9 protein-coding genes are annotated in these 12,874 nt (G+C 72.2%); 5 read left to right on the forward strand and 4 right to left on the reverse strand.

Going from position 1 to position 12,874, the window contains the following annotated elements; translation table 11 throughout:
- Positions 1-36: 36 nt before the first annotated feature.
- From VP06_RS29215 to VP06_RS29225, 3 genes are read right to left on the reverse strand one after another with little or no spacing between them, the layout of a single operon-like run.
- On the reverse strand, positions 37-2,181 hold the full coding sequence (locus VP06_RS29215) for a biotin/lipoyl-binding protein (RefSeq protein WP_048467326.1): 2,145 nt from the start codon (positions 2,179-2,181) through the stop codon (positions 37-39).
- A gap of 10 nt (positions 2,182-2,191) precedes the next feature.
- Complete coding sequence (locus tag VP06_RS29220; protein WP_048467327.1) at positions 2,192-4,048, reverse strand: efflux RND transporter periplasmic adaptor subunit; 1,857 nt, start codon at positions 4,046-4,048, stop codon at positions 2,192-2,194.
- Positions 4,049-4,104: 56 nt separating this feature from the next.
- Entirely contained in the window at positions 4,105-4,392 is a 288-nt protein-coding gene (locus VP06_RS29225) for a DUF3467 domain-containing protein (RefSeq protein ID WP_048467328.1), read from the reverse strand.
- Between the two features lie 340 nt (positions 4,393-4,732).
- Here VP06_RS29225 and VP06_RS29230 point away from each other — a divergent pair, with 340 nt between their 5' ends.
- Genes VP06_RS29230 through VP06_RS29245 form a run of 4 tightly spaced genes read left to right on the forward strand, consistent with a single transcriptional unit; the run spans position 4,733 to position 10,047 of the window.
- Positions 4,733-5,797, forward strand: a complete 1,065-nt coding sequence (locus VP06_RS29230; protein ID WP_245291361.1) for a methyltransferase — start codon at positions 4,733-4,735, stop codon at positions 5,795-5,797.
- Positions 5,794-8,223, forward strand: coding sequence for a tryptophan 7-halogenase (locus VP06_RS29235; protein WP_048467330.1), 2,430 nt, complete (start codon positions 5,794-5,796; stop codon positions 8,221-8,223). Before VP06_RS29230 ends, VP06_RS29235 begins: the two co-directional genes overlap by 4 nt.
- Positions 8,220-9,095, forward strand: a complete 876-nt coding sequence (locus VP06_RS29240) for a hypothetical protein (protein ID WP_048467331.1) — start codon at positions 8,220-8,222, stop codon at positions 9,093-9,095. Before VP06_RS29235 ends, VP06_RS29240 begins: the two co-directional genes overlap by 4 nt.
- A gap of 31 nt (positions 9,096-9,126) precedes the next feature.
- Positions 9,127-10,047 (forward strand): radical SAM protein, encoded by a 921-nt coding sequence (locus tag VP06_RS29245; protein WP_048467332.1) that lies wholly within the window; start codon positions 9,127-9,129, stop codon positions 10,045-10,047.
- Positions 10,048-10,336: 289 nt separating this feature from the next.
- Here the strand turns inward: VP06_RS29245 and VP06_RS37435 are convergent, their stop codons facing one another.
- A complete protein-coding gene (locus VP06_RS37435) occupies positions 10,337-11,533 on the reverse strand; it encodes a hypothetical protein (RefSeq protein ID WP_063928465.1) in 1,197 nt (398 codons plus the stop codon).
- 423 nt (positions 11,534-11,956) lie between these two features.
- Here VP06_RS37435 and VP06_RS29260 point away from each other — a divergent pair, with 423 nt between their 5' ends.
- Complete coding sequence (locus VP06_RS29260) at positions 11,957-12,739, forward strand: SapC family protein (protein ID WP_048467333.1); 783 nt, start codon at positions 11,957-11,959, stop codon at positions 12,737-12,739.
- Positions 12,740-12,874 lie beyond the last annotated feature (135 nt).

Raw genomic sequence — 12,874 nt, forward strand, 5'->3', positions numbered from 1 at the left:
ATCGCCCTGGACATGATCGCTTCGGACACGCGCGCCTCAGACACCGAACTGGCTCAGGAAGAGCTGGCGCAGGCTGCGGATCAGCCGCCAGCCGATCGCCTCGCTGCCGTGGTCGAAGCGCACATGGACCCGCTCGCCGATGACGTCGAGGGGAATGCCGCCCGCGACCTGCACGTCGAAGACGAAGATGCTCTGGAGCGCCTTCGGCTTGTCGCCGCTCGTGGCGTCGACCGGGATCACGCCGCCGCCCTGGGGGGTGAGGGCGAGGCTCGGAACCTCGCTCTGGGCGCCGGGCACCTCGCGCAGGATCGTCGCCGTGTGCCGGACCTGCGGGCTGTCGGCGAAGCGCGCCGCGACCGGGCCGGGCCGGCTGCGCACCAGGTCCACGTCGGCCTGCGGCACCACCACCCGCACCACGGGATCGTCGGCGCGCAGGACGAAGCCGATGCGGTCGCCGCGGCGGAAGTAGCGGCCCGGCAGGTCGGCCGCTCCCGGCACCACCAGCCGGCCGTCCCGCTCGGCCCGCAGCACCCGGTCGGCGGCCCGGGCGCGGAACACCGCGAGGGTCTGCTCGGCGCTGGAGATCTGCTCCTCCAGGATCCCGGCCTGGACGCGGTCCTCCAGGCGGGCGGCGTCGTAGCGCATCCGCAATTCGCCGAGCTGCGCCTCCAGCAGCGCGACCCGGGCGTCGAGGGCCGGGTCGTCGAGCCGCGCCAGGGTGTCGCCCTGGCGGGCCTGGCGGCCCGGCTCGGTGAGGAACTCGGCCAGGATGCCGTCGGTGCGCGCCCGCACTTCCGAGCGGTCGGGCACCCAGACCACCCCCTGCGCGGTGGTGGCATAGGGCAGGGGAACCGCGAAGAACCCGGCGATCAGGACCGCCAGCGCCGCACCGGTGACCCGCAGGGCCCGGCCGCGCCGGCCGTCGAGCTTGCGGTCGGTCAGCAGGAACCGGGCGCCCTTGACGAGCGGTTGCAGCACGATCCCGGCAAGGGCGGCTGCGGCGAGCAGCACCCCGACGACGAAGAACTGCGTCGCCACGAAGGTGGCGATCGCCAGCGAGACGGTGGTCCGGTAGAGGAAGGCGCTCACCGCGTAGGCGACCATCCACAGCCGCTCGCCGCGAGCGGTGACCGGGCTCTCGGCGCTCTCGATCTTCAGCGCGTAGCGCTGGATCAGGTAGAACACGTAGCGGTTGGCGCGGGCCCCGAGATTGGGGATCTCGATCAGGTCGGCCAGGATGTAGTAGCCGTCGAAGCGCAGCAACGGATTGCCGTTGAACACCAGCGTCGAGACGCCGCCGATCACCATCACGTTGAAGGCCGCCGCCTTGACGAGGCCGGGCTCCACCGTCGCCCAGACCAGGGTCGCGACCGCGGCCAGGAGCATCTCCACCAGGATGCCGGCGCCCGAGACCACCATCCGCTGCCATTTCGACCCGAAGGCTGCCGTGCTGGAGGCGTCGACATAGGGAGCCGGGATCATCACGAGGAGCATCACGCCGACCTCGTGCACCTCGCCGTTCCAGGCTTTGGCCGCGCAGGCATGGCCGGCCTCGTGCAGCGCCTTCACCACCGGATAGAGGCAGGCCATCACGGCGAGGTTCTGCGCCGACAGGAGCTGGGTCGCCAAGTCGCCCGTGACCTCCTTCCAGTGTAGCCCGACCACGACCAGCCCCGTCAGCACGATGGCGAGCCAGGCGAGGAGCCCCGGCATCGAGAACAGGGGCCGGTAGAGCGGCGCCAGCCGGTCGAGCGCGGCATCCGGGTCGAAGAGCGGGAAGCGCAGGGCGAGCGGGTTGCGCAGCCGTGCGACCAGGCTGCGCCGCGCCACCGAGTCCGAGCGCTCCAAAAGCTCGGCGAAATCCGGCGGGAAGGCGCCGTCGAGGAGATCCGAGCCGTGCAGCAGCGAGATCAGCCGGATGGTCTCGTCCTGGGTCGGCGGGTCGTCCTCGTTGCGGGCGACCACCATCTCCCAGATCTCCTGAACGCTGCGGCGCCCATCCATCAGGCAGACGATCAGGTTGGCGGCCGGCGACAGCCGGTGGAAACGGCCGGTCTGGTGATCCTGGAGGATGTACCAGACGTCGCCGCGGAAGCGCTGGCGGTGGATCTCGGCATGGCTGCGCAGGCGCGGCTTCAGCGCGGCGACGCGGTACCAGGACTGGCTGAACAGCGAGTGCACGGCGCGTTCCTCACGGCAGCCAGTGCCAGACGGCGAGGCGAAGCCAGTCGAGGATTGGTCTGGCCCAAGTCGAGGCGAGCAGGCGCCGGTCGATCTCGACCTTGGCGATGCCCTCCATGCCCGGGCGCAGGCGGGTCGCGGTTGCGGTGACCCGGCCCTCGACCCGGAACATGTTGCGGCCGTTCCTGACCTCGGCGACCGGCGTGATGGTCTGGACCACGATCGGATAGGGGGTGTCGGGCAGCGCGCTTGCCAGCATCTGGCCGGTCTGGCCCTCGCGCAGGTCGGCGATGAAGCGCTCGTCCACCATGATCACCACGCGGTAATCGTCGAGGGGCGCGACCTCGAACAGCACTTGGCCCCGGCCGATCGCCCCGCCGATCGCCTGGCTGAGGTCGCCCGAGACGATCAGCCCGTCGAAGGGCGCGAAGAACTTGAGGCGCGAGAGCTGCTCGTCGACGAGGGTGATCTGCGCCTCCGCCTGCTCGATCTGGCTGCGGACCACGTTGATCGTCGCCGGCTGGCGCGTCGCCAGGGCCTTGTCGTACTCGAACCGGCGTTGCTGGCGCTCCGTCACCCAGCGCAGGCGCTCCAGCACGAGGTCGCGGTCCTCGAGCGCGGCGAGGAGATCGCCCTTGCGCACGGTGTCGCCCGCCCGGTGCTCCGCGACCTTGAGATAGCCGTCATAGGGCGCGACGACGGCACGGCGCACCAGCCCCTCGACCCGCGCATCCGCGGTCACGCGGTAATCCGCCGTCACGGTCGCGAGGGCGAGCCCGGCGAGGATCGCCGCGGCGAGCGACAGCTTCAGGGCCGCGTGATGCGGGCCGACCACGCGCCGCACCAAACCCGCCCCGGCCTCCCAGGCTTTGGCCCCGAGCCAGCGGTCGTTCTGCCGCTTCTCGTCGAGGACCGGGCCGATCGCCGCGGCGGCGGCGGCGACGAGGGCGATCGTCTCCTCGTCGAAGGGGGCCTCGCCGGTCCGCTCCAGGGTGAAGGCGCCGGCGAAATGGTCGCCCGCCATGAACGGCACCGTCAGCACCCGCCCGTCATGGCGCAGGCGGGCGAGGTCGGCATGGGCCCGGGTCACCGCGCCGTCCCCGGGCGAGGCCGGGAACAGGACGAGGCTGCGCTGGTCGAGGGCCTCGTCCATGCAGGCGCCGAGCTTGCGCACGAGGTTCATCGCACGCTCGAACTGCGCGGTGTGGGAGATCGCCGCCACGCGCGTCTGGCCCGCCTGCGAGAACCCGACCGCCGCCCGGGTGCAGTGGAAGGCGATCGCCAGGTCGGTCGCCACCGCCATGCAGGCGGCCTTGAAGCGCTCCTGCTCCAGGGCGCCCGCGAGCAGGTCGAGGGTGGCGCGGGTGCGGGCGAGCTGCCGGCGGTCGTCGCGCCCGGCGGCGAGCCCGCGCTTGGCCGCGAGCCAGGCGCAGCCCCATTGCACCTGCCGGATCGCCGCGCGCAAGGAATCCCGGTCGCGGAGGGCGAGCCGGAAGGCGACGCAGCCGAAGACGTCGCCACCCTCGTCCTCGGCGAGCGGCACCGCGATGAGCGCGGCCCCCTCGCCGGATTTCGGCTCCTGGACGATCGGGTGCTTCTCGGCGACGGCGAGACGCGCGGCGGCGACGAGGTCGTCGCGGGGGCCGGCGGGCCAGACTGCGAGCGGCGTGAGCGCGGCCCCGGCCAGCACGATGCCGCTCTGCGCGTGGCGAAGCGACTGGGTCTGAAGGGGAAGCCAGGCCGCAGCGGCGGCTTCCAAGGTGGCGGCGGCCTGGAGCCGCTGCCACAGGGCCGATTCGAGGACCGGCAGCCGCTCGTCGCTCACGGCGGCGTCGCCGCCCTTGTCCGCCGCCACGCCGTTGCTCATCGCTCGTCAGTCCGATGACATCAGGAATCCGGGATCACACCGGCGGGGGCGGGGGATCAGCTCTCGATGTCGAGGCGGCCATGACGGCTCTCGTACTCGCCGAGGACGCCGGAGAGCACCGAGAGCAGCCGCTTGGCCGCCAGGGGGGTAAGGATGATGCGGTTCGACAGGTCGACCACCACGTCGGACGCCTCGCTCACGTTCCAGGTGCGGTTGGTGCCGAAGAACAGATCGACCTGCTCGCGCGTGCCCTGGACGTTCACGACGTTCGCGAACTGGGTCACCATGTCGTTCTCGCGCCAGATGATGGCGCGGCTCTTCGTCGAATCGGGTCCGTTCTGCATCGGAAGTCTGACCGTCTCTCTGCGTGAGATGGTGTGAGTCGGCGCGCATCAGCCGGCGGCGACGGGCCCCGTCGTCCGTCGTCGTCCTGTCCACCGGGTGAGTCGGCCCCAGTACCCTTGATTGGTTCGCCGGTTCCGCGCAAGACTGGAATCACGACGCCGGGCGGAACACTGCTTCCGTCTGTCCGCCAGGCGCGCTTCCTGTGCGGCAGGCAAGACCCGGTGCCAGTATCGGATCGACCCAGAGTCTCGCATGCCGCTACCGGACCGTCCCGGCGCCTCCGCTGCTGCTGCCGCGCCCGCATCCGGGGCGGCGGACAGGCCCTTGCCGGAGAGAGCCTTGCCGGAGAGTGCCTTGCCGGAGAGTGCCTTGCCGGCGATGGCCTTTCTCGGCATCGAGCGCTTCCTGCGCCACGAATTCGAGGCGCGCGCGCTGGCGACCGCCCTCGACCGCGGCCTGATCGACCGGCTGGCGCGGAGCGGAGCGACGCCGGCGGCCCTCGCGGCGCTGACCGGCCTCGCGCCGGAGCGGCTCTCGCTGCTCCTCGGGCTTCTGGCCTCCGGCCGGGTGATCGCGCCGGCACCGGACGGCAGCCTGGCGCTCACCCCGGAATTCCGCGCGGTGCTGCCCTGCCGCGACCTGCTGGAGGCCAAGCTCGCCTTCCTGGACATGGTCTCGGACGATCTCCGGCGCCTGTTTCCGGCCTTCATCGACGATCCCGCGCGCTTCATGACGGATGCGCGCACCTTCGCGCTGTTCCGCTACGACCGCTGCTTCGCGGTGACGCCGGACAACCTCGCGGCGACCCGGGCCTGGGTCGCCTACACCACCTGCCTGACCCGCTACGAGGCCGGCCCGATCCTCGACCGTCTCGATCTCGCCGCCCATCGCCGCCTGCTCGATCTGGGCGGCAACAGCGGCGAGTTCGCCGCCCGGGCCTGCGCCCGGGCGCCCTGGCTGTCGGCGACGGTGGTCGACCTGCCGGTGGTCTGCGCGATCGGCCGGGAGACCCTGGCTGACCGGGCGGAGGCGGCGCGGGTCGCCTTCCGGCCCACCGACATGCGGTGCGATCCCCTGCCCGAGGGGCACGACCTCGTCGTGTTCAAGTCGGTCCTGCACGACTGGCCGCCGCGGGAGGCGGCGGACCTCGTGGCGCGGGCCGCCGCTGCCCTCGCGCCCGGCGGGCGCCTCGTGGTGGTCGAGCGCGGCCCGATGCCGTTCGGGGCGCAACCCATCGATTACGCGAGCGCGGCCAACCTCGTCTTCGCCCCGTTCTTCCGCGACGCCGCCTTCTATCGCGAGGCGTTCCGGCGGGCCGGGCTCGTCGCCGTGACCAACTCCACCATCGCCCTCGACATGCCGTTCCACATCATCGCGGGCGTCAAGCCGGGAGGGCCCGCATGAGGCCCGGACACGGAACCGGACACGGGACGCCCGGGGAGCGCGACGGGCCGCGCCGGGTCGTGATCGTCGGCGCCGGCCTTGCCGGCCTCCTGGCGGCGGCGATCCTGAAGCCGGCCCTGCGCCGGGCGCAGTGGCGGGTCGACCTCGTCGGCCCGCGGCCCCGCTCCGCCGGGCCGGCGGCGGTGGCGACCGGGCCCGACTTCACCCGCCTCCTGCGCGGGGCGGGCCTCGACGAGGCGGTGCTGATGCGGCGCTGCGCCGGCACCTACCGGCTCGCCAGCCGCTTCGAGGACTGGTTCGAGGCCGGCACCGGCCATTGGCTGCCGCTCGGCCCGACCGGGCCGCGGCCGAACGGGCTCGACCTGTTCCATTACTGGGTCCGCGTCGCGCTCGCGGGCGGGCAGGCCGGCGCCTATGGCGACTACGCCCTCAATGCCCGGCTCGCCGCCGAGGCGCGGGGCCCGTCCGGCCCGGACGGCGCCTCCCCGGTCGTCGAGGCCGGCGATTACGGCGTCCACCTCGATCGCGACGCGCTGCTCGGTTTCCTGCGCGATCTCGCCCGCGCGGAGGGCGTCCGCTGGAGCGAGGGCCGGGTCGGCGGGGTGCGGCGGGATGCGTTCGGCCGGGTCACCGCCGTCGACCTCGAGGACGGGCGCCGCGTCGCCGGCGACCTGTTCCTCGATTGCAGCGGCGCCGCGGGCCGGCTGATCGGGACGGAACTCGGGGAGCCGTGGCTCGGCGAGACGGCGGGCGGGCGCGAGGGAATGTGGCTGTCGCTGCCCCCCGATCCGGCCTGGACCCCCGCGACCGCGTATCGGGGCGTCGCGGCGGGCTGGACCGCGCGCCTCCCGCTCGCCGACCGGACCGCCTGCCACCTCGTCGCCGGAAGCGGCGAAGCTGCCGCCCTGGCCCGCGGCCTCGGCCTGGAGGCGGCCGGCGCCGCCGCGCCGCTGCGCCTCGGGCATAGGGCCGCGCCGTGGCGCGAGAACGTGGTGGCGATCGGCGCCGCCGCCGGGACGGTCGCGCCCCTGGCCGGGCTCGACCTGTCCCTCATCCTCGCGGCCATCGCGGCCCTGATCGACTACCTGCCGCGCGGTCCGGTCGAGGCGCCGTTGCGCCGGGCCTACACGACGCGGATGGGGCGGCTCCAGGCGGCGGCGCGCGACGCGGTCGCGCTGCATGAGGGCCTCGTCCGGCGCTCGGAGCCGTTCTGGGCGCGGGCGCGGGCGGCGCCCCTGCCCGACAGCCTCGCCGACCGGCTCGATCTCTACGAGGCGGCCGGCTGCATCGAGGAGGCGCTCGGCGCCTTCGACGAGACGGCCTATCTCCACACCCTCGCGGGCGCCGGCCACCTGCCGCAGCGCGCCTTCGCCCCGGCCGAACTCGCCAGCCGCCACGAGAGCGAGCGGTTCCTGGCGGCTGTGCGCGACCGCACCGCCCGCCTGGCCGACGCGATGATGCCCCATGCCCAGCACCTCGCGCGCATCCACGGGGCCCTGCCGGAGCCCGCCGCCACGGCGGCCCTGCGGCCGGAGCCGGTGGCGCCCGATCCCCTGGCGCCCCTGCGCCGGTCCGAGCATGGCGCGCGCCTGCTCGACCGGGTCCTCGCCCTCGGCCAGCCCTTCGGGTCCGAGGGCTCGATCAAGGCGGCCGGCGGCCGGCTCCAGGCCGACCGCTTCCTGCTGAGCCTCCACCGCACGGCGCTCGGCCTCGATCCGGGCCGGACCGTCGCGCGGATCGCCGCGGAACTCGGCCTTGCCGGCCCCGCCGGCGCCGAGGCCGCGGCGGCGATCCAGGGGGCCGACATCCTGCATCTCGGCTTCGAGCACGGGCCGGGCGGGCCGCTCTACAAGCTCTACGTCGAATGGTCGGCGGAGGCCGATCGGCGCTGGCGGGCCGGGCCGGAGCCGGGCGAGCGGCCGGTCCTGGTGCACCGCGCCTACAAGTGGAGCCCGCTCAAGGCCGCCGACCCGGTCGTGACGCTCTACCACTGGCCCTGCCTGCGCAGCCCCGACGAGATCGCCCGGCACCTGGACCGGCACCTGGAACAGGGGGCGGAGGCGACCGGCGCCATCGCGCTCGGCCTCGCCCGGGAGGTGCTGGGGATCGTCCAGGCCCGGGGCCGCGGCCTGCCGCATTACCTCGAAGCCCGCGAGGAGCCGGGTCCGCGCCTCTCCTACGATCTCAATCTCTACGCGACCGGCCTCACGGTCGCAGCCGTGGAGGAGGCGATGGCCCGCGCCTTCGCGGCTCTCGGCGTCCCGCCCGCGGAGGCCGGCGCGGCGCTCGCCGCCCGACGCGGCGAGACCCTCGGCCACGTCGCCGCCGGCCTCGGCCGCGACGGGGTGCCCTTCGTGACGCTCTATTCTGGTGTCAGGGCGCAAGGAGCGCACTGGCATCTCGGATCGCAAGGGCAGGGGCGATGACCGGCCTGCCGCCCGACCGGCTCGAATGGGCGAGACCCGGCGACCGCACCGCCGATTACTGCCTGTGGGACTATCCGCCCCTCGGCCCGACCGCCGGGCGCCTGCGGCAGGCGACGCTGCTCTGGCAGTCGCTGGCGGCCGCCGGGGCCGGCCCGCGCCTCCACGCGCTCTGCGACGCGCTGCGCGCCGGGCTCGGGCCGGGGCAGACCGTCTGGGGCGCCAAGCGGAGCGGCGGCGTTACGACCTGGGAATTCTACTTCTACGATTACGGCCGCCTGGACCGCTCGGTCTCGGTCGGCCGCGTGCTCGCGCTGCTCGCGCCCTTCGCGGCCAGCCCGCTCGCCGATCCCGCCCGGCGCCCCTACTTCATGTTCTCGCTCGATCTCGACGACGCCCTCGCCGAGGGACGGCGTCCCCTCGACCGGATCAACCTTTATATCGGGCATCCGGGCAGCAGCGTCTCTTCCGGCCTGTCCTATGCCTATACGCAAGAGGGACTGGCCTTCGACAACCTCTACGCCTTCTTCGACGCCCGCCGTGAGATGGAGCAGGTGCGCGCCAAGCTCGCCTGCTCGGCGCATCTCGACCTGCCGGGCCCCTCCCTCGACGCGCTGCTCTGGCCGGAGCTGAGCCGCTGCGGCGTCGTGGTGGTGGCCAACAAGCGCGCCTGCGACGGGCTCTACTTCTCGCGCATCACCGTCGACCAGCTGATCCTGTTCTTCGAGCGGCTCGGCTATCCGGAGGCGGTGACCGGCTTCGTCCGCGACAACCGCCGCCGCCTCGACCACCTGCTGTTCGATGTCGGCCTCGACTACGCGATGGCCGACGGCCGCCTCGTCGTCACCAAGAGCGCCTATTACGGCCTGCTCTGACCGTCCCTCAGACCATGGGCCGCCACGCCGCATGAGCCGCTTCGACCACGCCGCCTACGTGTCGCTGACGATGGAGTTCCGCTGCAACCTCAAATGCGTGCATTGCATGATCGAGGGCACGATGGACCGTCTGGCGCCGGAGAGCGACGGGCATTTCGAGGCGGTGCTCGCCCGCAATGCCCGCGAGCGCTGCTGGACCGGCCTGATCCTCACCGGGTCCGAGATCACCCTGCGGCGCGACCTGCCGGACCTGGCCCGGCGCGCCCGCGCGAGCGGCTTCTCGCATGTGCGGATCCAGACTCACGGCATGCATCTCGGCCAGCCGAGCTATTGCCGCCGCCTGGTCGAGGCCGGCATCGACGAGTTCTTCGTCAGCATCGCCGGCTCGGACGCCGAGAGCCATGACGGGCTGACCCTGGTGCCGGGCTCGTTCGAGCGGGCCTTGCGCGGCCTGGAGACCCTCGACGGGATGGAGGGCGTCGCGACGCTCACCAACACGGTGGTGACCGAGCGCAGCTACCGCCTGCTGCCCGGGATCGTCGCCCGCCTCGCGCATCTGCGCCGCCTCGCCCAGATGGAATTCTGGGTCTATTTCCCGATGGCGGAGGACGACGAGAAGGGATTGATCGCGCGCCACACCGACGTCCTGCCCTATCTGCGCGAGGCCGTTCTCGCCGCCCGGGCCCTCGGCCGCGCCGTCGAGGTCAAGAACTTCCCGCATTGCCTGCTCGGGGACCTCGGCGACGCCCTGGTCAATGCGCAACCCGAACTGCACATCGATCCGCGCTTCTGGCGCGAGTTCGAGCGCAACGGCTTCTATCAATGCGTCCACCGCCACGCCTGCGCCTCGCGGGACTGCCTTGGGCTGAACACCGCCTATCTCCGCAAGTTCGGGACCGAGGCCGAGGCTTTGCGCCCGATCCGCCCGTCCTGGCGATCCGCCACGGCCTGACCGCGGGGCCTGGCGTCGCGCATCGTGGTCGCGGATGGAGCGCCGTTCACGGCCGGCATCTCCGCTGTGGACCGGAGGGATGTCGGTGCGCGACGCATGCAACGCCGAACTGGTCGATCGGTCCGCAACTGCAATGATGCAGACCAAGGAGCCGATGCTAACAGTCGTTCAAGACGATATTTAGTCATATGGCATTTTCCGACGAAATGGATATCGGCTCGTCGTAGAAAATGCGGCACAATCAACGATCGAGAGAAGCTTCGCGATGGCAACGCGATCGTGACGCGCTCTAAGGGTGCTCGAACCCGACCACGACACCGTTCTCGATGATGATCCGGTTGCCCAGCCGTGTCCGTCCGGTCCGCACATAGCGCCAGATCTCGGTCGTGCGCGTCTTGTGGAGCTGGCGCCGGACATGGGTGGGATCGCCCCACGAGTCCCGCAGCATCTCGGCCGTCATTCCCTCCCACATCCGTCCCGACAGGATGCGGTCGGCGATGTCGGCGCTGCCATACTTGAGGCTGAGCGGCTTGCGGCGACGGGCCTTCCAGACCGCGCGCATGCCCCCATCCAGGAGCAGGCCGAAGGCCACCCGGATGAGAAGACCGAACGCCACCAGGACGAGAAGGCCGAAGGCCACCCGGGCGGTGAGCGAGCCAGCGTTGGACTCGCCGGCAGAGTCCGGGCGGGTCGGGGCGTCCTCTCGGGCCTTGGGTTCCTCTCGGGTCTTGGGTTCCTCTCGGGTCTTGGGCCCCTCACCCGTCCGGGGTTTGTCGCGGGGCGTCGCATCCTCGCGCGGCGTTGCATCCTCGCGGGGCATGGCGCCGTCGCGGGGCGTGGCGTCCTCGGCGACCGGCAGAGGGGTGGGCGGGACGCCGATGTTCGGAGCGGCGACGGGCCGTGATGCGGGTTCGACGGGAGGGGGCACAATCGGCTCGGCCGTCCGCGCCGGCTCCCGGGCGTCCTCGACCGGCCTTGGCGCCGGCGCCGGATCGTCGGAGGCGCGGCGAGCCTCGTTCGCGACCACCTCGCCGGCCTCCGCGGTCGGCGTCGCCTCGACGAGCGCGGCAGGGACCGGAGGGACCGGAGGGGCGGCCGGGGGCGCTGCGGGATTGCGCCGGGCGAGTTTGGGGGCGATGCGCTGCCGGATGGTGTGCGGGAGCGTCTTGAGGAAGGAGCCCTTGAAGAAGGTCTCGCCGGCGCCGGGACCGTAGACGCTGTCGTGCGTCGCCACCATGGCGTCGAGCGCGTCGGCGCAGCGCCGCATCGGCTGGGTCAGGGCGGCGCGGAACTGGGTTCGGTCGCCCGCCGCCCGGATGGCCCGCTCGGCCAATGCCTCGCGGGCGATGCAGTCGGTGGCGGCGCGGATCGCCGGAAGGACGCTCCGTCGCCGGCCCGCCGCGTCGTCGGCCTCCTGCGCGACGGCGATCCCAAGGGCACCTTGGACACAGAGAGTAAGGAGGACCGGAGCGCCGCGCATCATCATGCGCGCGACACTATCCAGCCGCGACCCGGAGTCGAGACGGACTGACGCACCGGCTCCCGAATCACCTCGGCATGATGGTTGGACGACGACCGGGCCGTGCATCGGCGCCACGGGCAGGGTCCCTGCCGCAGGGCGTCGGTCGCGTGCGCCCGGACCAGGCGAGGGCGTGACGCCGCGAGCGGACCGATGGAGCGCCCGCCAAAGGACACCCCAAGGGGCACCCCAAGGGGCACCCCGACGGACTTCGATCGCCGCCCCCAGAAAGGTTAACAAAATATGTTGCTGAAGCGTCGCCTTTAGCACTTGGTTCCCGCCCGGCGGGCGGTATAAGCAAACGCAAATTGACGCGCTGCCGGTCCGACCCCTGACGACGCGCCTTGGATGCACATACCTAGCGTTAGTTTATGCCCGGGGTGAGTATTAATGGCCAGACAACTTCTGATTTATGAGCGTGCCGTTCCGGTTACGCGTCAACGCCACGGAACGTTGTCGATCAAGTCGGGTACGAATTACGAGTTCGCGCGCGACATCAATTCCGTTCCGCTGATGGCGGCGGAATTTGCGCCGGCCGCGCCCGAGTACACCATCGTGTTCGGCGGAGCGGGGACTGAGATCATCCCGGTCGTGCTGCTGGGCATCCGCGACGGCGAGAACCTCTACGTCGGCGAGGACGGGGCCTGGACTGGCAAGTACGTTCCGGCCTTCCTGCGCCGCTATCCGTTCGTGTTCTCGGCCGACGATCCGAACGCGCCGGACGCGCTCTTCACCCTGTGCGTCGACGAGGAATTCTCCGGCTGCAACAGCGAAGGGCGGGGCGAGCGCCTGTTCGACGCCGAGGGCGAGCGCACCCAGTACCTCCAGAACGTGCTCGGCTTCCTGCAAGCCTACCAGGCGCAGTTCCAGCGCACCAAGCAGTTCGTCGCCCGGCTCGAGGCCCTCGGCCTGCTGGAGCCGATGCAGGCGCAGTTCACCCTGCGCACCGGTCAGCGCGCGACCCTCTCGGGGTTCAGCGTCGTCAACCGCGAGCGTCTGAAGGCGGTGCCGGGCGACAAGCTGGCCGAGCTGATGCAGGCCGACGAGTTGGAGATGATCTACCTGCACCTCGCGTCGCTCGCGAACCTCTCGCCGACAGCCGAGCGGGTGGGCCAGCCGGTGCCGGACACCGCTCCTGCCGCCCCGGTCGCCGCGCAGGACGACGCGGCCTGAATCCGCACGGGCCGCCATCGGCAGCCCGTACCCGATCCGATACCCCCAGTGCCAGGATGGTGCGCGAGGCTCCCTTGCGCGCCTGTCCATCCGTTGTCGGTTGCGCGAAATCCGGCCGTCCTCGTCGTCGCGAGG

The organism is Methylobacterium aquaticum, from assembly GCF_001043915.1.
In the GTDB taxonomy this organism is placed as follows: Bacteria; Pseudomonadota; Alphaproteobacteria; order Rhizobiales; family Beijerinckiaceae; genus Methylobacterium; species Methylobacterium aquaticum.